23 protein-coding genes and 1 pseudogene are annotated in these 21,962 nt (G+C 62.3%); 18 read left to right on the top strand and 6 right to left on the bottom strand.

Annotated features, from left to right (window positions below; genetic code table 11):
- The first annotated feature begins 407 nt into the window (after window positions 1-407).
- A complete protein-coding gene (gene hflX, locus ACLRGI_RS20750; protein ID WP_419203347.1) occupies window positions 408-1,970 on the top strand; it encodes a GTPase HflX in 1,563 nt (520 codons plus the stop codon).
- Window positions 1,963-4,023: an ATP-dependent DNA helicase gene (locus ACLRGI_RS20745; RefSeq protein ID WP_419203346.1), complete on the top strand. Its 2,061-nt coding sequence runs from the start codon at window positions 1,963-1,965 to the stop codon at window positions 4,021-4,023. The genes hflX and ACLRGI_RS20745 overlap by 8 nt, the downstream gene beginning before the upstream one ends.
- Before the next feature lie 15 nt (window positions 4,024-4,038).
- On the opposite strand, the gene lexA is transcribed toward ACLRGI_RS20745, so the two are convergent.
- Window positions 4,039-4,782, bottom strand: a complete 744-nt coding sequence (gene lexA / locus ACLRGI_RS20740; RefSeq protein ID WP_141283908.1) for a transcriptional repressor LexA — start codon at window positions 4,780-4,782, stop codon at window positions 4,039-4,041.
- A 348-nt stretch (window positions 4,783-5,130) separates the two neighbouring features.
- Here lexA and ACLRGI_RS20735 point away from each other — a divergent pair, with 348 nt between their 5' ends.
- The 8 genes from ACLRGI_RS20735 to ACLRGI_RS20700 all read left to right on the top strand — a co-directional run bounded on the left by ACLRGI_RS20735 (window position 5,131) and on the right by ACLRGI_RS20700 (window position 11,420).
- Window positions 5,131-5,490, top strand: coding sequence for a LysM peptidoglycan-binding domain-containing protein (locus tag ACLRGI_RS20735; protein WP_419203345.1), 360 nt, complete (start codon window positions 5,131-5,133; stop codon window positions 5,488-5,490).
- Window positions 5,491-5,567: 77 nt separating this feature from the next.
- Window positions 5,568-6,686, top strand: coding sequence for a histidinol-phosphate transaminase (locus ACLRGI_RS20730; protein WP_419203344.1), 1,119 nt, complete (start codon window positions 5,568-5,570; stop codon window positions 6,684-6,686).
- A gap of 47 nt (window positions 6,687-6,733) precedes the next feature.
- On the top strand, window positions 6,734-7,360 hold the full coding sequence (hisB, locus tag ACLRGI_RS20725; protein WP_024820376.1) for an imidazoleglycerol-phosphate dehydratase HisB: 627 nt from the start codon (window positions 6,734-6,736) through the stop codon (window positions 7,358-7,360).
- Entirely contained in the window at window positions 7,357-8,100 is a 744-nt protein-coding gene (gene hisH / locus ACLRGI_RS20720; protein ID WP_419203343.1) for an imidazole glycerol phosphate synthase subunit HisH, read from the top strand. Before hisB ends, hisH begins: the two co-directional genes overlap by 4 nt.
- Window positions 8,101-8,259 (top strand): CG2302 family histidine operon protein, encoded by a 159-nt coding sequence (locus tag ACLRGI_RS20715; protein ID WP_503409105.1) that lies wholly within the window; start codon window positions 8,101-8,103, stop codon window positions 8,257-8,259.
- Between the two features lie 46 nt (window positions 8,260-8,305).
- Window positions 8,306-9,049 carry a bifunctional 1-(5-phosphoribosyl)-5-((5-phosphoribosylamino)methylideneamino)imidazole-4-carboxamide isomerase/phosphoribosylanthranilate isomerase PriA gene (priA, locus tag ACLRGI_RS20710; protein WP_419203342.1) on the top strand — a complete coding sequence of 248 codons (744 nt, stop codon included), beginning with the start codon at window positions 8,306-8,308 and terminating at the stop codon, window positions 9,047-9,049.
- On the top strand, window positions 9,049-10,065 hold the full coding sequence (locus tag ACLRGI_RS20705) for an SseB family protein (protein ID WP_419203341.1): 1,017 nt from the start codon (window positions 9,049-9,051) through the stop codon (window positions 10,063-10,065). The genes priA and ACLRGI_RS20705 overlap by 1 nt, the downstream gene beginning before the upstream one ends.
- A gap of 50 nt (window positions 10,066-10,115) precedes the next feature.
- Entirely contained in the window at window positions 10,116-11,420 is a 1,305-nt protein-coding gene (locus ACLRGI_RS20700) for an MFS transporter (protein WP_419203340.1), read from the top strand.
- Between the two features lie 76 nt (window positions 11,421-11,496).
- On the opposite strand, the gene ACLRGI_RS20695 is transcribed toward ACLRGI_RS20700, so the two are convergent.
- Window positions 11,497-11,895 carry a DUF1844 domain-containing protein gene (locus ACLRGI_RS20695; protein WP_043471107.1) on the bottom strand — a complete coding sequence of 133 codons (399 nt, stop codon included), beginning with the start codon at window positions 11,893-11,895 and terminating at the stop codon, window positions 11,497-11,499.
- Between the two features lie 395 nt (window positions 11,896-12,290).
- Here ACLRGI_RS20695 and infC point away from each other — a divergent pair, with 395 nt between their 5' ends.
- From infC to ACLRGI_RS20670, 5 genes and pseudogenes are all read left to right on the top strand, one after another.
- Window positions 12,291-13,340 (top strand): translation initiation factor IF-3, encoded by a 1,050-nt coding sequence (gene infC, locus ACLRGI_RS20690; RefSeq protein ID WP_419203339.1) that lies wholly within the window; start codon window positions 12,291-12,293, stop codon window positions 13,338-13,340.
- A 117-nt stretch (window positions 13,341-13,457) separates the two neighbouring features.
- Window positions 13,458-13,652, top strand: coding sequence for a 50S ribosomal protein L35 (rpmI, locus tag ACLRGI_RS20685; protein WP_011774324.1), 195 nt, complete (start codon window positions 13,458-13,460; stop codon window positions 13,650-13,652).
- A 119-nt stretch (window positions 13,653-13,771) separates the two neighbouring features.
- Complete coding sequence (rplT, locus tag ACLRGI_RS20680) at window positions 13,772-14,443, top strand: 50S ribosomal protein L20, sunset domain variant (protein ID WP_419203338.1); 672 nt, start codon at window positions 13,772-13,774, stop codon at window positions 14,441-14,443.
- A gap of 26 nt (window positions 14,444-14,469) precedes the next feature.
- The gene (locus ACLRGI_RS20675; RefSeq protein ID WP_419203337.1) at window positions 14,470-15,381 is read left to right on the top strand and encodes a TrmH family RNA methyltransferase; all 912 of its coding nucleotides are present in this window, start codon (window positions 14,470-14,472) and stop codon (window positions 15,379-15,381) included.
- A 68-nt stretch (window positions 15,382-15,449) separates the two neighbouring features.
- A pseudogene (locus ACLRGI_RS20670) lies at window positions 15,450-16,348 on the top strand (cation diffusion facilitator family transporter).
- 110 nt (window positions 16,349-16,458) lie between these two features.
- Here the strand turns inward: ACLRGI_RS20670 and ACLRGI_RS20665 are convergent.
- Window positions 16,459-17,667 (bottom strand): MFS transporter, encoded by a 1,209-nt coding sequence (locus ACLRGI_RS20665; protein WP_419203336.1) that lies wholly within the window; start codon window positions 17,665-17,667, stop codon window positions 16,459-16,461.
- A 133-nt stretch (window positions 17,668-17,800) separates the two neighbouring features.
- Between ACLRGI_RS20665 and ACLRGI_RS20660 the strand changes: the two genes are divergently transcribed.
- The gene (locus ACLRGI_RS20660; protein WP_419203335.1) at window positions 17,801-18,235 is read left to right on the top strand and encodes a (deoxy)nucleoside triphosphate pyrophosphohydrolase; all 435 of its coding nucleotides are present in this window, start codon (window positions 17,801-17,803) and stop codon (window positions 18,233-18,235) included.
- A gap of 10 nt (window positions 18,236-18,245) precedes the next feature.
- On the opposite strand, the gene ACLRGI_RS20655 is transcribed toward ACLRGI_RS20660, so the two are convergent.
- Window positions 18,246-19,334, bottom strand: a complete 1,089-nt coding sequence (locus tag ACLRGI_RS20655) for an Rv2578c family radical SAM protein (protein WP_419203334.1) — start codon at window positions 19,332-19,334, stop codon at window positions 18,246-18,248.
- Window positions 19,335-19,427: 93 nt separating this feature from the next.
- Between ACLRGI_RS20655 and ACLRGI_RS20650 the strand changes: the two genes are divergently transcribed.
- Window positions 19,428-19,598 (top strand): pyroglutamyl-peptidase I family protein, encoded by a 171-nt coding sequence (locus ACLRGI_RS20650; RefSeq protein WP_419203333.1) that lies wholly within the window; start codon window positions 19,428-19,430, stop codon window positions 19,596-19,598.
- On the opposite strand, the gene ACLRGI_RS20645 is transcribed toward ACLRGI_RS20650, so the two are convergent.
- Both ACLRGI_RS20645 and ACLRGI_RS20640 read right to left on the bottom strand, forming a co-directional pair.
- Window positions 19,595-20,224, bottom strand: coding sequence for an SIMPL domain-containing protein (locus ACLRGI_RS20645; RefSeq protein WP_419203332.1), 630 nt, complete (start codon window positions 20,222-20,224; stop codon window positions 19,595-19,597). The two genes, ACLRGI_RS20650 and ACLRGI_RS20645, sit on opposite strands and share 4 nt — an antisense overlap.
- Before the next feature lie 2 nt (window positions 20,225-20,226).
- A complete protein-coding gene (locus tag ACLRGI_RS20640) occupies window positions 20,227-20,673 on the bottom strand; it encodes a hypothetical protein (protein ID WP_419203331.1) in 447 nt (148 codons plus the stop codon).
- A gap of 225 nt (window positions 20,674-20,898) precedes the next feature.
- Here ACLRGI_RS20640 and pheS point away from each other — a divergent pair, with 225 nt between their 5' ends.
- A complete protein-coding gene (pheS, locus tag ACLRGI_RS20635; protein WP_419203330.1) occupies window positions 20,899-21,960 on the top strand; it encodes a phenylalanine--tRNA ligase subunit alpha in 1,062 nt (353 codons plus the stop codon).
- The last annotated feature ends 2 nt before the right edge of the window (window positions 21,961-21,962 follow it).

Raw genomic sequence — 21,962 nt, 5'->3', positions numbered from 1 at the left:
CCGAAACACGCCTGGGTCATCAGGCGTCGTACGGTACCGCCCGCGATGCAGGTCCGCTCGGCCAAACAGCCAAGCCCGGCCTTTCCGCCCGGCAGGTCCCCCTGGCTTAGTCCGTAACTCCTCATTCCGGAGCCGGACGCTCCGAAGATACCGCCTCACCTGTCATCGCAGTGGACCGCCATATCCCAATTGGCCCACCCGTACAGGAGGCAAAGCATCCTCACGCAGGCCATGGGACCCTCCCCGCGGAGTCAACCACGCCAAACAGCAGCCCCGCCTCCGAAAGGCACCGGCTGCCAGCACACAGGAGGCCCCTTTTGGCCGATGCCCGTCAGCCGAGCGCGAAGAGCGCCCCATCGAGCACCAAACAGCACTATTCTGGAATAGCCGAACAGTCTAAGGAGACCATGACCACCCAGAAGCACTCCGGATCCGATTCCGACGCCCAGGACATGAGTCCTGAACAAATCCAGGCCGTCATCGACCGGATTCTTTCCAAGGATGTACCTGCGCAGGCATCCGACGACAACGATGCCAACGGTGTGTTCGGCAAAGCGCAGGCGATTTCCACGCTGGACCAGGAACACAGCATCTACGATGGCGACCAGGAAGATCTGGCCGAACGCCGCGCCCTTCGCCGTACCGCGGGACTGTCCACCGAACTTGAGGACGTCACGGAGGTCGAGTACCGGCAGTTGCGCCTCGAGCGCGTTGTCCTGGCCGGCCTGTGGACCGAGGGGACTCTTGCTGATGCTGAGAATTCCCTCCGGGAATTGGCGGCACTTGCCGAGACAGCCGGATCCGAGGTGTTGGACGGTTTGGTTCAGCGTCGGCAGAAGCCCGACCCCGGGACTTTCCTTGGTTCCGGTAAAGCCCAGGAACTCAAGGACATCGTCGCCGCCACGGGCGCAGACACCGTGGTGGTGGACACTGAGCTTGCGCCCTCGCAGCGACGCGGCCTTGAGGACATCGTGAAGGTGAAGGTGGTTGACCGCACAACGTTGATCCTGGACATCTTTGCGCAGCACGCCAAGAGCCGCGAAGGAAAGGCTCAGGTGGAGCTCGCGCAGCTCGAATACCTGCTGCCGAGACTCCGTGGTTGGGGTGACTCCATGTCCCGCCAGGCCGGCGGCCAGGTGGGTGGAGCGGGCGCCGGAATGGGCTCTCGTGGCCCTGGTGAAACCAAGATCGAACTCGATCGGCGTCGTATCCGCACCCGCATGGCCAAGCTGCGTCGCGAAATCGCCGCAATGAAGCCTGCGCGCGAGACCAAGCGTGCCAACCGCCGTCGTAACGCTGTTCCGTCCGTTGCCATCGCCGGATACACGAACGCCGGTAAGTCGTCTCTTCTCAACCGCCTCACCGACGCTGGTGTCCTGGTGGAGAACGCCCTGTTCGCCACCTTGGATCCCACGGTCCGTAAGGCGCAAACGCCGGACGGAATCGGCTATACCCTGGCAGATACTGTTGGCTTCGTTCGTTCACTTCCAACCCAGCTCATTGAGGCCTTCCGGTCCACGCTGGAGGAAGTTGCGGATGCGGACCTGATCCTCCATGTCGTGGATGCATCGCACCCCGATCCTGAGGGGCAGATTGCGGCAGTCAGGGCCGTTTTCACTGAAGTGGACGCCCGCAAGGTTCCTGAGATCATCGTCCTCAACAAGGTTGATGTCGCGGATCCCTTCGTGGTGGAGCGGCTTAAGCAAAAAGAATCCCGCCATGCTGTGGTGTCCACCCGCACAGGTGAGGGCATCGCGGAATTGCTCGAAGACATCAGCCGGTCCATTCCCCGGCCCGGCGTGCGCCTCGAACTGCTCATTCCTTACGACCGTGGGGAAATGATCAACAAGTTGCACAGTTCCGACTCGGAGATCCTCAGCATTGAACATGAGGAAAACGGGACACGCGTGGTTGTCATGGTCCGCGAAGGCCTGGCCGCCGAACTGGAGTCATTCGTCAGCAATGGTTGAGAAGGTGGCGGCGGACGCCGTCGAGTCGGTAGTGGAGAAAGCCACCCTTGAATTGTTGGATCGGGCTGTTGCCGGCATGGGCGGACAAAGCCGTGCCGGCCAGCACGAGATGGCGAAGCATGTCACCCGCGCCATTGAGACCGGGGAGCATCTGCTGGTCCAGGCGGGCACGGGAACAGGTAAGTCCTTGGCTTACCTGATTCCGTTGATCGCTCATTCCATGGACAGCGACAAACCGACTTTGGTGTCCACCGCCACCTTGGCGCTCCAGACCCAGATCGTTGGCCGGGACCTTCCCCGGCTCCTGGAGACCATCAACCCCGCCCTCGAGCGTCCGGTTAACGTGGCGCTGGTCAAGGGCAGGGCGAACTATGTCTGCCTGCAGAAGCTCGATGGCGGGTTCCCCAGCGAAGAGCCCTCCGAAGGGCAGTTGTTCTCCCTGGGCGAGGACACCAGTGTGCCGCACTTTGCTGCTTCCATGGGCGGGCCGCAATCCCAGCTGGGTAAGGAGGTCGTCCGTCTTCGGGAATGGGCGGAGAAAACCGCTACCGGCGACCGCGATGAACTGATGCCCGGCGTCACCGACCGGGCTTGGCGGCAGGTATCCGTAACCTCCATGGAGTGCTTGGGCGCGCAGAAATGCCCCATGGCAGAAGAGTGTTTCAGCGAGCTGGCGCGCTCCAGGGCCGGCGAGGCCGACGTCGTGGTCACCAACCACGCCATGCTGGCCGTCAGCGCCTTTGAGGGCCTGGCTGTCCTGCCAGAGTACGACGTCGTGGTGGTTGACGAGGCCCACGAGCTTCAAGACCGCGTGACCGGCGCCGTTACAGGCCAGTTGTCGGTGGCCATGGTCCACGCAGCGGCGTCGAGTGCCCGCAAACACACGGCCATCACGGTGGACGCCCTTAACGTTGCTGCGGACCGCTTGGACATGGCCATTGCCGGAGTGCCCAACGGGCTGTTGCCCAACGGTCTCAACGACGAACAACTTGATTGCCTGGACCAGTTACGGGACGCCACGCGTGCTGCGCTCTCGGACTCGAAGACGGATTCATCAAGCGCAGTCGACGGCGGACGGCAGCTCGCGCGTTCACGGCTCCTGCTCATCCTGGAATTGTGTGAGCGAATGCTGGCCGCCAAGGAGAACCGCGAAGTCCTCTGGTTCTCGAGGAACAGTACATTCGATCCCCAGCAGGGCTATTCTCAGCCGGACGAGACTGCTCCGGCTTTGATCAACATCGCGCCGCTCAGCGTAGCGGGACGGCTCCGCGAGGGACTCTTTGCCGGCCACACGGTGGTGCTGACCTCGGCAACGCTGGCCATCGGCTCAGCCTTCGAACCGGCAGCAGGTGGCCTCGGCCTGATTGGCGAGGGCGCCCCTGGCTGGACGGGAATTGATGTGGGTTCGCCCTTCGACTACCCCAAACAGGGTGTCTTGTATGTGGCGAAGCATCTGCCCAAACCCGGTCGTGGCACTTCGCCTGAAGCGCTCGACGAGTTGGAAGACCTCATCCGTGCCTCCGCCGGGGGAGCCCTTTGCCTGTTCTCCTCGCGCCGCGCGGCCGAGGAAGCTGCCGATGCCATGCGGCTCCGGCTGGACGTGGACATCCTCTGCCAAGGCGAATCCACCATGGCGGCCCTCGTGAAGCAATTCGCGGATGAGCCTGACACTTGCCTTTTTGGGACCATGTCACTGTGGCAGGGCGTGGACGTCCCGGGCGGCTCATGCCGCTTGGTGGTTATTGACCGCATCCCCTTCCCGCGACCTGATGATCCCTTGATGACTGCCCGGTCCAGGGCAGTAGCCCAATCAGGTGGGAACGGGTTCATGGCCGTATCAGCCACTCATGCTGCCATTCGCCTTGCCCAGGGTGCGGGTCGCCTGATCCGCTCGACGGGCGACAAGGGAGTAGTAGCGGTACTTGATCCGCGGCTCTCGACCGAACGCTACGGAGCCTTCCTGCGCGCCGCCCTGCCGCCGTTCTGGGCGACGACGGATCGATCAGTGGTGCGTGGCGTTTTGGAGCGTCTGGGGTCGACTAAAACCCCGTAGGGCGCCTGTCGGCTCCTAGAGGGAGCGCAGTACTGAAACTACCTTGCCCATGATGGTGGCTTGGTCGCCCAAGATGGGTTCGTACTGGGTGTTCTGCGGAAGCAGCCACGTATGGCCGTCCCGCTGACGGAAAGTCTTGACGGTTGCTTCGTCATCCAGCAGGGCGGCGACGATGTCGCCGTTGATGGCGTCGTTCTGACGGCGGACCACCACCCAGTCACCGTCACAGATGGCAGCATCAATCATGGAATCGCCGGCAACTTTCAACATGAACAGTTCGCCGTGCCCCACAAGTTGCCGGGGGAGTGCAAGCACGTCTTCCACCGTCTGGTCGGCCAGGATCGGGCCACCGGCTGCAATGCGGCCCACCAGTGGAACCATTGCCGTATCGCTGGCACTGGCCAGCTCCGTGACGGCAAGGCCGCCCGCGCTGCGAAGGGTGGTGGGTGCCTCGACGCCTGGAATAGGACCGCCATCGAGGGTCAACGGCATCAGGACTTCCATGGCACGGGGACGCTTCGGATCCCTGCGGAGGTAGCCGAGCTTCTCAAGTTGGGATAATTGATGGGTGACGCTCGACAAACTGGCCAGACCGACGGTGTCGCCGATTTCGCGCATGCTCGGTGGGTAACCGTTGTCATTGACAGAGCGCTGGATGGTCTCCAGGATCTTTTTCTGCCGGACAGTCAGGCTCTTGGGACTCTTTTGAGGCTGTTGGCTCCGCAGGGGTGCCCCGCCGCCTGTGGCTTTCGCTGCCATGTTCGCCAATGCCTTTCCATTCCGCCCGAAGCGTGTCCGGGGTTGTCGGGTCTGCAAAAAATGTCAGACCCTCCTGTTCCACTGAAACAGTGCTGTTTCTTCACTCAAACGTAGGGCAGGCACAGGCGTTTATCAAACATTTGTTCTAGCGAGTCTCGACACCGTTCGTTGATAAGTGCTAAAAATGTCATAGCAAGGTTCGAATATGTGTTCTATAAACCTGCTGCTGGGGTCGATTGTTCGAACATCGCGTTCGAACATCCGGGTTCACGGCAGGGGAACACAAAGAATTGGCAGCCAAACACCGGGCATTCCGGAGCTTGGCAATAGCTCAGAAGGGCTCAGCTCATGTCCGCAACAACCACGTTCGCTGATTTCCGCACCACCCAGGCACCCGTTCGCCTGCGCCTCACCCGACGGGGGCGGATTGTCTTCTTCGGCATCCCGGCCATGCTGTTGGTGGCTGCACTGCTCAGCCTCGCCGGTTTCATCAACTCGCCGGCAAAGGCCTCGGATTCGTTAGCACAGCTTCAGCCGCCCGTCGCGGTGACGGTTACCGTCCAGCCTGGCCAGTCCCTCTGGGGTATTGCCGGTGCTGCCGCGCCCGAGCGGGACCCCCGCGATGTCATCGCTGAGATTATCCAGCTCAATGACCTCCGTGGTGGCCGCATCCAGCCCGGTCAGCAGCTGTTCGTCCCCGCCAATTAGCTCATTCAAGCGTTGGACCCCTCATGGCCGGGCGTCACAGTTGGTCGGCGGTCCCGGCCGCCCGTTAAACTGAGTTGGTGAGTGACCAGCTTGAGCGACTTGACCGACTTCCCCTCCGGACCAACCTGCGTGGACTGAGCCCCTACGGCGCACCGCAGCTTGATGTCCCCATCCTGCTCAACGTCAATGAGAACACTCATGGCGTGCCCGCGGATGTCCAGGCCGCCATCACCGAGGCCGTCGCCGCTGCGGCCACAGGACTGAACCGCTATCCGGACCGCGAGTTCACTGAACTTCGCGGAGCCTTGGCTGAGTACCTGGGCCACGGACTTTCTCCGGACAACATTTGGGCCGCCAACGGATCCAACGAGGTTTTGCAGCAGATCCTCCAAGCATTCGGTGGGCCGGGTCGCAAGGCGCTCGGCTTCCCTCCCACGTACTCCATGTACCCCCTGCTTGCCAGTGGCACGGACACCGAGTATGTCCGCGGAGTGCGTGCCGACGATTACGGGCTGGACGCCGAATCGGCGGCTGCGCAGGTCCGGGAAACGGGAGCAAACATCGTCTTCCTCTGTTCACCCAACAACCCCACGGGTACGGGGTTGGGCCTGGACGTCGTCGAGGCCGTCTACGAGGCAGGCGAAGCGAGCCAGGCCATCGTGATCGTGGACGAGGCCTACCACGAGTTCGCGCACGACAACACTCCAAGCGCCTTGACCTTGTTGCCGGGCCGCGAGCGTTTGATCGTCTCACGCACCATGAGCAAGGCGTTCGCACTGGCGGGTGCCAGGCTCGGCTATATGGCGGCAGCGCCGGAAGTTACAGACGCCATCCGGCTTGTTCGCCTTCCCTACCACCTCTCCGCAGTCACGCAGGCAACGGCCCTGGCTGCGCTCAGTCACCGCGAAGCCCTTATGGCCGACGTCGAGGACATCAAGGTCCAGCGGGACCGCATCGTTACTGAGCTGCTGCGCCTGAACTTGAAGCCTGCTGCGTCCGACTCCAACTACGTCTTCTTTGGCGGGCTGGAGGATCCTCACAAGATTTGGCAGGGCCTGCTCGATGCCGGAGTGCTCATCCGCGATGTGGGCATCCCCGGACACTTGCGTGTCACTGCCGGAACCGAGTCGGAAACCACTGCCTTCCTTGAAGCCCTGGAAGCTCTGCTGGACGGCGCGGCGTCGCAGCGCGCCTAAACTTGTCTGTAGACCCAAACCACCCCTCCGCGTATAAGGACGTCCCAATGAGCGAAACCGGCGCCACGCCGACCGCTGCCCGCACCGCGCGCATGGAGCGCACCACCAGTGAGTCCTCCGTGCTGGTGGAGATCAACCTGGACGGTTCCGGTGTCTCGGACATCAGCACCTCGGTCCCGTTCTATGACCACATGCTGACTGCCCTGTGCAAGCACTCCCTGATCGACATGACGGTCAAGGCCACTGGCGATACCCACATTGACGCGCACCACACTGTGGAAGATGTTGCCATCACCTTCGGCGAGGTCCTGCGCACTGCCTTGGGCAACAAGGCCGGTATCCGTCGCTTCGGTGAAGCCACGGTTCCTTTGGACGAGGCCTTGGCGCACGCGGTCGTCGATGTTTCCGGACGTCCGTACCTGGTGCACGGTGGTGAGCCGGCCGGGCAGGAGTATCACTTGATTGGTGGACACTTCACGGGATCATTGACGCGCCACGTTTTTGAAGCCATCACGCTGCATGCCGGAATCTGCCTTCACATGAATGTGTTGGCCGGCCGGGATCCGCACCACATCGTTGAAGCCCAGTTCAAGGCCTTTGCACGCGCATTGCGTGCTGCTGTTGAGTCTGATCCCCGGGTGGAAGGCATCCCGTCAACCAAGGGTGCACTATGAGCGGCCAGGTCCTGAAGAATGGTGCGGTGGTTGATGCCAGCGCCTCGGTGAAGCCGGAGTCCCCGGAAGGCAAGCCCACCGTTACAGTGTTGGACTACGGATCGGGCAATGTTCGGTCAGCCGTCCGCGCGCTCGAGCGCGCCGGCGCCCACGTGGTGCTGAGCTCCAAGCCGGAGGACGTGCTCAACGCCGACGGCTTGGTGGTCCCTGGAGTAGGCGCTTACGAGACAGTGATGAAGGAACTTAAGTCCGTTGATGCCATCCGCATGATCGGACGCCGGGTTGCCGGCGGCCGTCCTGTGCTGGCCATCTGCGTAGGGTTGCAGGTCCTCTTCGAAGCCGGCGTTGAACATGGCACCGAATCCGAAGGCATGGCCGAGTGGCCGGGCAAGGTTGAACTCCTTCCTGCTCCCGTTGTGCCGCACATGGGCTGGAACACCGTGGACGTGCCGGAGGGCTCCAAGCTCTTCGCGGGCGTTGAGGAGGAGCGTTTCTACTTTGTGCACTCCTACGGTGTCCAGGAGTGGAACTTCGACGTCGTCCAGCCCCGCATGGCTCCTCCCATGGTCACGTGGTCCGAGCACGGTGCACGCTTCATTGCTGCTGTGGAGAACGGCCCGCTCTGCGCTACGCAGTTCCACCCGGAGAAGTCAGGCGATGCCGGCGCCCGGCTCCTGAGAAATTGGGTGGACAGCCTCCGTAAGCCCGCTTCGGAAGCATCCGAAAACGGTACCGCCTAGATGTGGGGTTCGGTATTGCTGATGGCCCTCGCCGGCCTGCTGATCGGTGGGGGTATCTCCTTCCACCAGCAGAAAAAACCGCGCTGGGTTTCCATTTCTTTCTATGTGCTGGCCGGGATGTCCCTGCTGGCTGCCTATCTCTTGACGCTGGGTAACTGAACCAACCGTTCAACAACCACGTCACCTCTGAACTCCAAGGACACACATGACCACCACCGCCCACTCCGTTCTGGAACTCCTTCCCGCCGTCGACATTGTTGACGGCCAGGCAGTCCGCCTCCTGCAGGGAGAAGCCGGCTCCGAAACCAGCTACGGTACACCGCTGGAAGCAGCATTGAACTGGCAGAACGCCGGTGCCGAATGGGTGCATATGGTGGACCTCGACGCCGCTTTTGGCCGTGGAAACAACGCCGCGCTGATCAGAGATGTGGTTTCGCAGCTCAACGTCAAGGTAGAACTCTCCGGCGGCTTGCGGGACGACGAGTCCTTGGAGCGTGCGCTTGAACTGGGCGTAGCGCGCGTGAATCTTGGAACGGCAGCATTGGAGAACCCCGAGTGGACGCGAAGGGCAATCGACCGCTTTGGTGACAAGATCGCCGTCGGCCTTGACGTCCGCGGTACCACTCTCGCCGGACGCGGTTGGACCAAGGAGGGCGGCGATCTTTGGGAAGTTCTGGCGCGCCTTGAGGACGCTGGTTGTGCCCGCTACGTGGTCACCGATGTCACCAAGGACGGAACTCTTCAGGGCCCCAACGTGGAACTCCTTCGCCAGATGGTGGAGAAGACCGGCAAGCCTGTTGTGGCTTCGGGCGGTATCTCAAGCCTGGAAGATCTCCGCGTTCTCCGGGAACTGGTGCCGCTGGGTATTGAAGGTGCGATCGTGGGCAAGGCTCTCTACGCCGGTGCCTTCACGCTGCCCGAAGCGCTGGACGTAGCCGGGCGCCGCTGATGCCCCACGACCCAGGACAGCAGGACGCGGGACAGCACGACCCAGCACAGCAGGACGCGGGACAGCACGACCCAGCACAGCAGGACGCGGGACAGCACGACCCAGCACAGCAGGACGCGGGACAGCGGCATGGTGATCAGGGCCAAGTCAGTCGGGAGCTTCCCGGCCACATCGCGGCTGCATTGGCCGGCGCCGGGGGAGCGACCGACTCTGCCGGCCAGCCTTGGTCCGGTAGGAGCCTCAGTGGTGACGATGCCAAGATCCACAATTTCGAGGATGACGACGGCTCGGCAGATCCTGGCTATGTAGCCGCCCTCGGGGCGTTGATCAACGGTACCGGCGGCGAGGCGGACGTTGTGGCGTCACTGGCTACGGCGCGGGTTTTTGTTCCGGTTGTTGCCCGGTTGGCTGAAGAAGCGCAGGGCGTCGACGGCCTCCATGCCGACAAGCAAGCCGATATGGCGTTGGTCACACTCAAGGCTCCCGATGGCCGTACGGCCATGCCCGTGTTTACCTCCGCTGCTGCCCTGGAGGCGTGGCATTCGGAGGCGCGCCCCGTGGCCGTCTACGCTGCGCGCGCAGCACTTTCTGCGGTATCCGAGGGCGCGCAGCTGCTTGTCATGGACCCCGGCTCCGACTTCGCGTTTGTTGTGAGGCGTCCGGCGATGTGGGCCCTGGCCCAGCAGAAGGACTGGACGCCGTCATACCTTGATGATCAACTGGAGGCTGCTCTCGCTTCAACGGTCTCGGCGTTTCGGACGGTCCGTCGCCTGGAGACGCACCCCGGTGGCGGTGTTGCGTCCCTGACGGCCGATGGTCGTCAGGTATCCGGTGGCGGCGCGGGCCCTGAATTGCGGGTGGTGCTCTTTCTCGAAGACGGACTCGACGCCGCGGCTGTTCAGGCGCTCGTTGCACAACTGAATGATGCATGGGCGAGGATGGATTCTTTCGCCGAGGGTGTTGATTCCATCGAAGTAAGACTGCAGCGCGCAGCACAGGAGCCCGAGCGGCATTAATGGCAGTGCCGGTTCCCCGGGGCTGCCCTGGGGAAAAGAGGATTAAGCCAGTGAACTTCGCTCTCTACAAAGAGATGCTGTCCATCCGCCCTGTCCGGCGCCTACTGGTAGTTGGCATGATAGCCCGCATTCCACACTCGGCGGCCGGCGTGCTCCTCACCCTCCACATAGTGCTGACGCTGGGCCAAGGCTATGCAGCCGCCGGCGCTGCAGCGGCCGTTATGACCATCGGCATTGCGCTGGGTGCCCCATGGCGTGGTCGCCGGGTGGACATGGTGGGCCTCAGGAAAGCCCTGATCCCTTCGGTTGTTTCCGAAACCGTCATCTGGTCCATAGTTCCGCACGTTTCGTATGAGTGGTTGCTGCCGCTGGTCTTCGTCGGCGGGCTTTTCACGCTGCCGATCTTCAGCGTCGTGCGTCAGTCACTGGGCGTGATGGTCGACGGCGAACAGCGGCGTTCGGCGTTCGCGCTCGATTCCATCGCCACCGAGCTTGTCTTCATGATCGGCCCCGCTGTCGGCGCCATCGTTGCCACCAGCGGTTTCTCGGCGATCGGACTCACTGCGGTGGGAATCTCCGTCTCGGTCGCCGGGTTGTTCCTTATGTGGTTCAACCCGCCCACTCGGAGCGAAGTGGTCTTCACCCCCCAGGAGTCCGCGGACCGGGCCGCGGCTGACCTCGCGGCCGCGGAGGCGGCCATGGTGGCCTCAGCGCCTGCCCATGTCCAGGAGGCGGCGTCGGAAATGGCTTCCGCAACGTCGCGTACGGCGGCCCTGCGGAACCGCGTCGCCCGGAATTTCACTTGGTTCACGGTCTCAGTGGCGGCACTCTTCGCAGTAGCTGCGGGATCAGGAATGGTGCTTAGCGGATCCGATGTCAGCATCGTAGGACTGTTGGAACGCGGTGGGCACGAGAATGAAATCGGCATCGTGTTCTTCTTCTGGTGCGCAGCGTCCGTGGTCGGCGGACTGATCTATGGGTCCATGAAACGGACCATTTCGCCCATGCTCCTGTTGCTGGGCATGGCCGCGCTTACCATTCCGATGGGCTTTGCCCAAGACACCTGGACCCTCGCGTTCCTGTCGCTCCTGCCAGGCCTGCTGTGTGCCCCTGTTCTGTCTGCCTCGTCTGAAAAGGTGGCCGACCTTGTGGACGAGGAACGCCGGGGTGAAGCAATGGGCTGGTACGGTTCGGCGCTGACTGCAGGGGTTGCGCTCGGCGCGCCCCTGGCGGGGGTCTTCATCGACACCGTGGGTCCTTCCGGCGGCTTTGCGGCTGTCGGAATCGCCGGCGTCATCCTCTGCGCGGCGGGCCTCCTCCTGACGTCCTTGCGCCGACGCGCTGCGCGTGTCTGAAACACACAGGAAACGACGACGGCGGGTCCACCACATGTGGTGGACCCGCCGTCGTTAATTCTTGCCGAAGCCGGGGCTAGTTCACCGGGCCGGTGAACTTTTCGCCCGGACCCTTGCCAGGCGCGTCGGGAATGAGTGAAGCTTCGCGGAAGGCCAGCTGCAGGGAGCGCAGGCCATCGCGCAACGGGCCGGCGTGCTGGGAACCGATTTCCGGGGCGGCTGCTGATACGAGGCCGGCGAGGGCTGTGATCAGCTTCCGGGCTTCGTCCAAGTCCTTGAGGTCCTCGGCGTTGGGGTCATCGGCAAGGCCCACCTTGACGGCCGCGGCACTCATGAGGTGCACTGCGCCGGTGGTGATAACTTCAACGGCCGGAACTTCGGCGATGTCGCGGATCTGTTGGGACACCCCGGCGTCGACGGCGGGGGCGGCGTCTTCGCCATAGGAGTTACGGGAATTGCTGTCTTCAGTGCTCATACTGGTAAGCTTGTCACAGACCGACTGGAAGTCGTTATTCACAGTCAACATCTGCAGTTCTTGCTCCCGCCTTCCGCAATGTGCGATTGGCGGGTTGTTTCTGTAGAATTGATTTTCAGTTTGCAAGCGGAGTTCTCTCCCACCCGCGTCAGCCGTTCCCGTACGGGACAAGATCCCGTTTCGGGGCAAGAGGTTGCCGGGTATTTGGTCGGACACTGTTGGAGGCATTGCCTCCGGGAGTGCGTACTTCCCATAGGGGAGGTGCAGCCGATCTTCGAGGCCTTCGATTGCACCAGCAATTGGGGGCCTTCTCTATTTGCCGGTGACATCACCACAACCACAGGAGCTTTAACATTAGCGAGCCAAGAATCAATGAGCGTATCCGCGTCCCCGAGGTGCGGTTGGTCGGTCCTGCCGGCGAACAGGTAGGAATTGTCCGCATCGAGGACGCACTGCGTCTTGCTGCCGAGTCCGATCTCGATCTCGTTGAAGTTGCCCCGCAGGCTAAGCCTCCTGTTTGCAAGTTGATGGACTTCGGCAAGTACAAGTACGAAGCCGCCGTCAAGGCCCGTGAAGCCCGCAAGAACCAGACCAACACGGTTCTGAAGGAAATTCGCTTCCGCTTGAAGATCGACAAGCACGACTACGAAACCAAGCGCGGCCACGCACTTCGGTTCCTGGGTGCAGGCGACAAAGTCAAGGCCATGATCCAGTTCCGCGGTCGTGAGCAGCAACGTCCCGAGATGGGTATCCGCCTGCTGCAGCGTTTCGCTGAAGACGTTGCCGAGGTTGGCATCATCGAGTCCAGCCCGCGCATCGACGGCCGCAACATGGTCATGGTGATCGGACCCCTGAAGAACAAGGCTGAGGCCAAGGCCGAAGCCCGCCGCGCAACCCAGCGAGCTGAAGCCAAGGCTCAGAATGAGGCCAAGGCCTCGGGACGCGTTGACACCACGGGAGAGCAGGCTCCGCTGACGCAGAGCCTCGCGGACCTTCTGCCCGAGGGCTTCAAGGTCAGCGAAGAGGAGACCACGCAGGAAACTGCCGAAGCCCCCGAGGCTCAGGCAGCGGTTGCGGAAGAAGCTCCGGTTGAGGAAACCGCGCCTGCTGCTGAGGAAGCTCCGGTCGTGGAAGAGGCTCCGGTTGTTGAGGAAGCTCCCGCTCCGGTTGCTGAGGAAGCACCCGTGGTTGAGGCTCCTGCCGCCAAGGCAGTACCGGCCAAAGCAGCCCCGGCACCGGCTAAGGCAACACCTGCCGTAAAAGCCCCGGCCGCCAAGGTCGCAGCTCCGGAAGCAGCTCCGAAGCCAGCTGTTCCGGCAGCTGCCCCGAAGCCTGCAGTTCCCTCGGCTCCGAAGCCCGTCGCCAAGCCGGCAGCTCCCAAGCCGGCGGCTAGGCCCGCAGCCCCCAAGGCTGCTCCGAAGCCTGCATCACGCAAGACCAACTAGTTCAACGCCGCGGAGGCCCCGCCTCCAACGGCAAGCAACCAGCACGCCGGCCCTCGTAGGCCGGCTGCGCGAAAGAATCGCGGACTCGTCCGTGGATACGTAAGGAGATCGGTTCCCATGCCGAAGATGAAGACCCACAGCGGTGCTAAGAAGCGCTTCAAGCTGACCGGTACCGGCAAGCTGAAGCGTCAGCAGGCCAACCGCCGTCACTACCTGGAGCACAAGTCCTCCAGGCTGACCCGTCGCCTCGCCGGCGACAAGCTCGTCTTCAAGGGCGATGCCAAGGTCATCAAGAAGATGCTCGGCGTCTAAGTTCCAAGTTCTTTGGTTACTGCCATCCGGCAGGGACCGACTACACCAAAAGCCTTCTCAGGCCGGCCGGGTTTCCGGCAGTAGCAGCTTGGGATAAAGATTTCTGAAGGAGTACGCACGTGGCACGTGTGAAGCGGGCGGTAAACGCCCACAAGAAGCGCCGGGTTGTCCTCGAACGCGCAAAGGGTTACCGCGGACAGCGTTCGCGCCTGTACCGCAAGGCCAAAGAGCAGCTGCTGCACTCGTTTGTGTACAGCTATGGCGACCGTCGCAAGAAGAAGGGTGACTTCCGTCGCCTCTGGATCCAGCGCATCAACGCTGCATCCCGCGCCAACGGCCTCACCTACAACCGTCTGATCCAGGGCCTCAAGGCCGCTGAGGTTGAGGTTGACCGCCGCATGCTGGCCGAGCTTGCCGTCTCCGACGCCAACGCTTTCGCCGCCCTGGTGAACATCGCCAAGGCTGCACTTCCGGCTGACACGTCCGCTCCGGCTGCTGCTGCAGTTGCTCCCAAGGCTGCCAAGGTTGCTCCGGCTGCTGCCACCGCAACGGCTGTCAAGGCTGTCGTTTCCGAGAAGCCGGCCATCGACGGCGCAGTTGCTGCTGATGGCGACGAGGCTCCGGAGGGCTACGCCATCAAGGGCAACGCCGAGTCCAAGAAGTACCACGTTCCGGGTTCCACCTGGTACAACACCACTGCTGCTGAGTACTGGTTCTCCACCGTTGAGGCTGCAAAGGCTGCCGGCTTTGAGCCTGCAGGCGGCGAAGCCCGCCAGCAGATCAAGAACTAGTCGCAACTGCCACTAAAGTTCTTTATATGAACGAAACCGGGCGCCCGCAAGACTTTCCGATGACCAACCCCCGAGCTGATCGGGTGAGGGACGTCGCCAAGCTTGCCGGGCGCCCGGCGCGTTTAAAGCGCGGACGTTTTCTGGCAGAGGGTCCGCAAGCGGTGCGGGAGGCATTGACCCTCCACCGTGACCGCACTGCGGTTGGAGGTCCCGCCGTCGTGCATGAGGTCTTTGCCAGCCAAGCGTGCCTGGGGCGCTTCCCCGAACTTGCCGACCTGGCGCAGGAAACTCAGCTCCGGCTTGCAAGTGACGAAGTCCTCGCCGCCATGGCGGACACTGTGAATCCCCAAGGGATTGTGGCCGTCTGCAGTTTTGTGGACGTCAGCCTGGATTCAGTGCTCGACGCCGGTCCCCGCCTGATCGCGGTCATGTGCCAGGTGCGCGACCCCGGTAACGCCGGGACGGTTCTCCGTGCAGCAGATGCCGCCGGTGCTGACGCAGTTATCCTGACCGGGTCCAGCGTGGACATTTACAACCCCAAGGCCGTCCGGTCAACAGCTGGCTCCCTCTTCCATCTGCCGGTGGTGCTGGGCGCCGATGTTGAGGAGTTGGTATTACGTTGCCGGGAGCTCGGTATCGGCGTCCTGGCGGCTGATGGTTATGGGACCGTCAACCTCGATAAACTCCAGGACGAGAATGCGGCACGGAGGCTTGGAAACGGATCTGTAGGTTCCGATTATCCGCTTGAGTCTCCTACGGCCTGGTTGTTCGGTAACGAGGCTCAGGGTTTGTCGGATGCTGAGCTTGCACTGGCTGATCATCGGGTGGCGGTACCGGTCTATGGTGCGGCCGAGAGCCTGAACCTGGGTACGGCCGCCACTGTGTGCCTTTATGCCAGTGCGCGTTCCCAGCAGGGCGCCCGAGTGGAGAATGTGTAAACAGCGCGTCGGCGGGTACGGCATTGGATGCAGTAGCTTTCATTGCCGCTAGTGGCGCTACCTAAGCGATCGTGGCGGCCCTTGCCGCCAACCTGACCATCGCTGTATTGAAGCTCGCTGCCTTCATCCTGACGGCGTCATTGTCCATGCTCGCAGAAGCCATTCACTTAGCGGTGGACTCAGGCAACCCGATCCTGCTGCTCGTGGGCGGAAAGCGCGCCAAGCGGGCAGCCAGCCCGGAGCATCCGTTCGGCTACGGCCGGGAGCGGTACATTCATGCGTTCATCGTCTCCATTGTGCTGTTCAGTGTCGGTGGCCTGTTTGCCCTCTACGAGGCTTGGGAGAAGTTCCATCACCCGCATGGTATCGAGGGTTCATTCTGGTGGGTTCCGCTGGCTGTACTGGTAGGTGCCATCATTGCTGAATCGTTCTCCTTCCGATCGGCGATCATTGAGTCGACCCACATCCGGGCAAGCAATCGTGGGTGAAGTTTGTCCGAAACGCCAAGCAGCCTGAGCTGCCGGTTATTCACTTGGAAGACTTTGGTGCTTTGCTTGGCTTGATCTTCGCACTCTTCGGCGTGAGCATGACGCTGGTCACCGGTGATGGCGTCTGGGATGCCCTGGGTACGGCAATGATCGGTTTTCTGCTGGTGGCCATGGCAGTGGTCCTGGCTTTGGAAACCAAGTCTTTGCTTCTGGGAGAGTCCGCAACCAAGGAAGATGTCCAGCCAATTACGGAGGCCCTGCAGGCTGACGGCACTCGCATCATTCACCTCAAGACACTGCACCTTGGCCCGGAAGAATCGTTGGTCGCCGCGAAGATCTCCATGGAGGCGTCTGCGATGGGTCAAGAGATTTCCAAGGGGATCGACGACGCCGAGCAGCGCATCCGCGCGGCTGTTCCGATTGCGCGGGTCATCTACCTTGAACCGGACATCGAGCGTGTGCAAGCACCGCAGCTCTAGCTATTCGGCGTTCTGTCACCACTCCCGTTTAACTGATGATGGGCTCCGCTATGGCGGAGCCCATCATCGTTTTAGGCGCTCGTCCGGCCACCCGGTGCCTTTTTTGGGGCTCAGGAGACCAGCGGTTTCTTACGCTCCAGCAGGCCGCTGACTAAAGCCACTCCGAGGCCCAGGACGGCCAGCACCGCGCCCACCAAGGCGGGAGCCACGTAGCCCCAGCCCCAGGCAATCACCGTGCCGCCCAGGAAGGCTCCGAGCGCGTTGGCGATGTTAAGGGCTGAGTGGTTCAGCGAGGATGCCAGGGAGGCGGCGCCCGGTGCGGCGTCCAAAAGTCGGGTCTGCAACGCAGGCGTCAGCATTGAGCCGACGCCGCCCACCACGAACGCCATGATGAAAGCAGCCCAGGCCCAGTGCGCAGCAATGGCGTAGACCACCAAGGCAACGGCAATTCCCGGCATGACCCAGTAGATGGTGCCCATCACGGACTTGTCAGCAAGGCGCCCACCGATAATGTTGCCTACCACCATGCCCAGCCCATAGAGGGCCACGACTGCGGGGATCAGGGTTTCAGGTATTCCGGCCACGGACGTCATGGTGTGGGCAATGTAGGTGTACACAGCGAAGAAACCACCAAATCCGATGATACCGATCAGCAGCGCAAGCCAAACCTGGAGCCGTTTGAGAGCCCCAAGTTCGCGCCGGATGCTCGCCTCGGGGTGGGCGGCCTCGAAGGGGACGAACTTCCACACCATGGCGACAGTAAGCAATCCGATGGCACCAACAATGACGAAGAGGAGCCGCCATCCGAAGGTTTGCCCAACCCACGTGGCCAATGGAACCCCGATGACGTTGGAGACGGTAAGGCCCGCCATGACCATGGAGATTGCCCAACCCCTCTTGGTGGGGGCAACGAGGCCGGCTGCGATGACCGCGGCCACCCCGAAGAAGGCTCCGTGGGGTAGGCCCGAGGCAAAGCGCGAAAGCAGCATGAACCCGTAATCGGGTGCGATGAAGGACGTCAGGTTCGCTAAAGACAGGAACAGCATGAGACCCAAGGCAAGGTGCTTTCTGGGGAGCTTTGCCCCGAAGGCGGCGAAGAGGGGAGCACCGATAACGACGCCCAAGGCGTAAGCGGAGATCAGGTTGCCGGCTTCGGGGGTGCTGATGCCCAGCCCTTCTTCGATTTCCTTCAACAGGCCCATCATGGCGAATTCGGTGGTACCGATGGCGAACCCGCCCATGGCCAAGGCCAGGATGGCCAAGCCAAGGTGTTTCCTTGTTGCTTTGGCGGTGGCGGATGGGGACACGGTGGTAGTCATAAGCCTGCTTCTTGAGGGTGCCTTGTGGGCTGGGGAACGCGGAGAAAATCCGATAACAAGTTTAGTCCCAGGCCTAGCGTCTTGACGTTGCTATGTGACGATGCCCATTCGCAGTGCCGCCTAGACTGTTTTGGTGACTGGACTGATTAATGTCGTAGGCGCCGCCGTCGTCGACTCCTTGAATGCCCCTACCCGCCTCCTTGTGGCGCGCCGCACGGCACCGCCCCAGTTTGCGGGCATGTGGGAATTTCCGGGCGGGAAGGTGGAAGCCGGTGAGGCGGCAGAGGCGGCCCTGCACCGTGAACTCGTCGAAGAACTGGGCATTGAAGTCCATCTGGGGCCGGAGTTGGAATCCGGTGACATCGCCGGGTGGACGCTCAATGAGCGCGCGTCCATGCGTGTCTGGTTCGCCGAAGTGACCGAGGGGGAGCCTCGGCCGCTGGAAGATCACGATGAACTGCGTTGGGTGTCGTTGGCTGGCCGCGACGAAGCTCTCAGCCTTCCCTGGATTCCGGCGGATCTTCCGATTGTCCAGGCGTTGCTTGATCGGGTAGCCGCACCTGCGTGAAGACGGGTGCTTAGAACAGCGGTTGTTGACCGGGGAGGGGGGCCGATGCATCAACAACGGCAGGTACCGACCCAGAGGCAAGGCGGGCATTCCTATGGCTGAATCCCGATGTCCCGGTGAAGCCGTACTTGGCTTTGAAGTAGCTGATCCTCCCGGTGAGCCAGGTGCGGTACTCCTTGGAAGCGTAGGAGCCCTGGCCGTAGAGCCTCCGGTATTTACCCACCAGCTCGGGGTGCTGGTCGGCCAACCATTTCATGTACCACTCGCGGGTGCCGGGCTTTAGGTAAAGGGCGCCAGCGGTAACTCCCGTGGCGCCCGCTTTTGTCAGCTCAGCGAACAGGGAATCGAGGGCTTCGTCCGAGTCCGTGAGCCAAGGCAGGATGGGCATGGCCATAACGCCACATCCCAAACCGGCGTCGCGGAGCCGGGCTATGAGCTTCAGCCGGGCCTTGGGCGAAGGGGTGCCAGGCTCTATGAGCTCTGCAAGGTCCTGGTTGGTCATGGCCAGCGAGATGCCGAGATCCACGGGGACCTGGGTGGCGGCGTGCTTGAGCAGGGGAATGTCCCTGGCCAGCAGCGTGCCCTTGGTCAAAATGGAGAAAGGCGTGCCGGAATCTGCCAGGGCCCGAATGATCCCGGGCATGAGGGCGTAGCGTCCCTCGGCGCGTTGATAAGGGTCTGTATTGGTGCCCAGGGCAACTTGGGCGCGTTCCCACGAGGGCTTTGCCAGTTCTTTTCGGAGGACCTCGGCGGCGTTGATCTTGACCACCACCTGCGAATCGAAATCCCGCCCGGCGTCGAAGTCCAAATAGGTGTGGCTCTTGCGGGCGAAACAGTACACGCAGGCATGGCTGCATCCGCGGTAGGGATTCACGGTCCATTCGAAGGGCATGTTGGAACCGGAAGGCACCTTGTTGAGCACTGACTTTGCGGTGACCTCGTGGAAGGTGACTCCGGAGAATTCGGGTGTCGAGATGGAACGCACAAGCCCGGCAAGCGGCAGCAAGGCCTCCAAAGCCGGGGCAGGGCCTGGAACCTTGGTGCCACTGGTGTGTGACGGTCCACGCGTAGGTGAAAGTGCTTGTGCGTCCCATCTCATGAACTCCATTCGAATGTATGTTCGAATGAATGTCAAGGCCTTCGAAGGCAAAACCCCGGACACCAACGGCTGGAGCATTACTAAAGTTGGCCCATGATCCGCGGCGGTTTCGTCCATCTTCCCTATATGTCGGAACAACTGCCGGAGGGCAGCCCAATGCCATCAATGCCTTTGGACGTGATGGCAGAAGGTATTGCCGTCATCGTCCGGACAGCGCTTCACGCACAGGCCGATGTGAAAATGTCAGCCGGGGCTATCCGCTAGACAAGTTCCCATTCCACCTTGATGCTGGCTGAGACTGAGGACTCCCCGGTTTCCACGGGCATGGACTCTGCTGTAAAGGAAGCCCTCACCATCCCGCCCAAAGGAATGGGTCCCCCGTGAAGGGGTTCCTGGGAAATGGAAATCACCTGCCCCAACCGGGCCGAAGCCAGCGAAGCGTACTGTTCGGCTCGGGTCACGGCATCCTGCCACGCGGCCTCCTGGGCCTGGGCTATGACAGAGGAAGCATCCGTAAAGCCTTGCTCGATCCCGTTGATGCGGATGTCGTCTCCGCCGGCCTCGACAGCGGCGGCAATAGCTCCCGGAGCATCCGCCTGGGAACGTATTCCCACCTGCAGGTTCGTCGTGGCCACATAGGCCGTTACCTTCTGCCCTTGCCCTTCCACCCAGGCCACGTCGGCACGAAGGTTTAATCCGCTGGTTCGAAGGTCTACGTCCGATACGCCGGCCGCCCGCAAACTGGCCGCGACGGCGTTAGCCGCCTTGCCGGCGTCGTCGTAGGCTTTCGCGGCTGTGTCCCGGCGGGTCTCCACGCCGAGCGTCAACGTCACCAGGTCAGGAACGGCCTTTGCGCTCGCGGTCCCGGTAACAGTGATGGTTCGGTTCATGTTCAGGCCTCGATTCGCTTGCCCGCAGGGCCGTCCTGCCGGCGTTGATGGGTGTCAATGTAACCACCGGCCACGAGGCCGGCCTGCCGTTCAAAGAAATTCCTCGACGCCGGATCCCCGCTGCGGAGCATGGACCAACCGGCGGCGACGCCGTAGAGGGCAAGGAAGGGAAGTCCCAGGCAGTACGCGTATTGGGTGCTGTGTCGTTCCTCGTGCCCCAGGAGCACTTTGTTGGTTCCGGCCACACCGCGTGGTGCCCGATACAGGATCACGTTCCCCAGCGTGAAAGCGCCGGCATGGGGGAGTTTCCAGCGATACCCGGCAGCGATCAGAAGCCCACGCGGCCCGGGGGACACAATGGAACGGGACGCGACCGCTACCGCAAGTCCAAGCGGCGTGGACAAGTTCAAAACGTTTGCGATCTGCCGTAAGCGTTGCGCCGGAGTCATGAAGCCATGCTAGCGCCGTTGGCCGCTCCCGGAGTTTTTGTACAACTGCTGCCCGCATACGGTGCTCATAAGGTCATGGGCTGTAGAAAAACTCCACGGTTAAATCCCGCCAGTGAGGTTCAACTAGACTGAAGGGTAGTGCCTGCTGTCCGCGGCAAGCGCTGCCCTTTCGTTTTGCAGGCCTGCCTTGCCGGGCCGCTCCCTACTCGTAGCTAAGAACAGTAGATGACTGAAACTTTGCCAGGTGCTGCCATCCCGAATCCGCTGGATGAAGCCGCCATCACCGCCGCCGTCGACGACGCCATTGCCGCCATTTCAGCTGCTTCCTCCCTCGAAGAACTCAAGGCTGTCCGCCTCGCCCACACGGGCGAGAAGTCGCCGCTGAGCCTGGCCAACCGTGAAATCGGTGGCCTGGCCAAGGAGCACAAGGCAGCCGCCGGCAAGCTCATAGGTTCCTCCCGTGGCCGGGTCAACCAGGCGCTCGCAGCCCGGACGGAAATTCTCGAGGCCGAGAATGATGCCCGCATCCTGGTGGAGGAAACCGTTGACGTGACGGCCGCTCCGCGCCGTCGCAAGGCGGGTGCCCGCCACCCGCTGTCCACATTGCAGGACCGCGTCTCGGACATCTTTGTTGGCATGGGCTGGGAAATTGCCGAAGGCCCCGAGGTGGAGTCCGAGTGGTTCAACTTCGACGCTTTGAACTTCAAGCCGGACCACCCGGCCCGCGAAATGCAGGACACGTTCTTCGTGGAGCCCCCCGAAGCCCACCTGCTCATGCGTACCCACACCTCGCCAGTGCAGGTCCGCTCCATGCTGGAACGCGAAGTCCCCATCTACGTGCTGTGCCCCGGCAAGGTGTTCCGCACGGATGAACTGGACGCTACGCACACACCGGTCTTCCACCAGTTCGAGGGTCTTGCGATTGATAAGAACCTGAGCATGGCGGACCTGCGCGGCACGTTGGAACACTTCGCCCGCCAGATGTTTGGCGACGAAGCCTCCATTCGTCTCCGCCCCAACTACTTCCCGTTCACGGAGCCTTCCGCTGAGCTGGACATCTGGCACCCGGGTGCCAAGGGCGGACCCCGCTGGATCGAGTGGGGCGGCTGCGGCATGGTCAACCCCAACGTCCTCCGGGCGGCCGGGATCGATCCGGACATCTATTCAGGTTTTGCCTTCGGTATGGGCATTGAGCGCACGCTCATGTTCCGCAACGAGGTTGGAGACATGCGGGACATGATCGAAGGCGACGTACGTTTCAGCGAGCACTTCGGGATGGAGATCTAACA

The organism is Paenarthrobacter sp. PPS72 (assembly GCF_048537125.1).
Classification (GTDB): Bacteria; Actinomycetota; Actinomycetes; order Actinomycetales; family Micrococcaceae; genus Arthrobacter; species Arthrobacter nitroguajacolicus_E.
This window is presented reverse-complemented; position numbering and strand designations above follow the sequence as displayed.